Source organism: Clostridium sp., from assembly GCF_026168755.1.
Classification (GTDB): Bacteria; Bacillota; Clostridia; order Clostridiales; family Clostridiaceae; genus Clostridium.
Window position 1 is genome coordinate 1 of the sequence record NZ_JAPFDR010000112.1, and the last position, 1,047, is coordinate 1,047.

Below are 1,047 nucleotides of genomic sequence, written 5' to 3' on the forward strand. Positions count from 1 at the left end.
ATGCGAATCAATATTTAAAATTTTAATAAAAAAAGAAACATTGCAATAAAAATTAGTTAGAATTAAAGTATGAAAAAAGAAACAATTCTTAAACTAATTGAATTATATTGCTATGTTTCTGCTATCTATGATAGCAGATTAGCGTGTTCAGTTCAACGTTTTAGTAATAATTGTTCGCCTAAATTTACTGATCAGGAGATAATAACAATTTATTTATGGGCAACTTTACAAAAACAATATACTAAAAAAGATGTGTACAGATACGCTATAAATCACTTAACTGAATATTTTCCAAATATTCCGAGTTATCAAGCATTTAATAATAGACTTAATAACTTGCATGAAGCTTTTAGAGAATTAACTTCAATTTTGACATCTATTTTTAAAAATGAATTTTCAAATACTATTGAAAATATAGTTGATTCTTTCCCGATAGCATTAGCTAAAGATAAAAGAGCTTACAAGGGAAAGGTTGCTAAAGAAATTTGTAATAAGGGTTATTGCTCAACTAAAGATTTTCACTATTATGGATGTAAGCTTCATGTAATTGCAAATGTAAGACCTAAAACTACACCGTATCCTGAATATGCATTGATAACAAAGGCATCAGTTCATGATTTAGAAGCAGTAAGAGAACTTTTTACTAACTTTAAAAATAGAAAAATATATGCTGATAGAGCATATTCTGATACAGAATTACAATCATTAGCTAAAGCTAATGGAACGGTTATTTTAACTCCTTATAAGAGAAAACGAGGAGAAAAAATAGTAGATTCGGCAGATGCAATAGCTTCAAGTGCTATAAGTAGACTAAGACAACCTATTGAATCATTATTTAATCAAATAGATGAAAAAGTTAAATTACAAAATGCTTCAAAAGTAAGATCACTTAATGGAGCTCTCACTCACATTTGGGGTAAACTTTCAGCTTTTATGTTAGTATTTAGTAATACTTTTTGTTTATAATTTTAAATTATATATTTAGTTATAAATAATAAATAATATCTATTTTCAGAATTTTAAAATTATTTAAATCTTGATTCACAT

General features: G+C 26.0%; 1 protein-coding gene. It reads left to right on the forward strand.

The window, feature by feature from the left end:
- Positions 1-69 precede the first annotated feature (69 nt).
- Complete coding sequence (locus tag Q0Y03_RS15475; RefSeq protein ID WP_297714676.1) at positions 70-966, forward strand: IS982 family transposase; 897 nt, start codon at positions 70-72, stop codon at positions 964-966.
- Positions 967-1,047: the final 81 nt, after the last annotated feature.

Excerpts from the sequence above, each read along its gene's own strand:
- Q0Y03_RS15475 (WP_297714676.1), top strand. The coding sequence starts at position 70 with ATGAAAAAAGAAACAATTCTTAAACTAATTGAATTATATTGCTATGTT.